Annotated in this window: 1 pseudogene; it reads left to right on the forward strand. The window is 74.8% G+C overall.

Features of this window, described 5'->3' with window-relative positions:
• A pseudogene (locus tag ACPYOM_RS24030) lies at positions 1-234 on the forward strand (hypothetical protein); the annotation flags it as partial.

Consider the following 234-nt stretch of genomic DNA (forward strand, 5'->3'; position numbering starts at 1 on the left):
GGGGCCGGGGCGCACGGGGCACGGTGGCAGGTCCAGTGGTTCCTGCTCGGGTCACGTGCGCGGCTCGAACGGGCCTACGACCACCTCGTTTCCGCCTTCGGCCCGGGACGCCCGGCCGTCCTCTACATCGGCAGCCCGACCCTGCCGCTACACGTCGTCCTAGCGCTGCCGGCGACCGGTGCCGACGGGCTCGACGTCTACGAGCCGTCGGCCGGACGCGTCGTCGGGCTGCCC

The organism is Monashia sp. HAY1-2A, assembly GCF_056755315.1.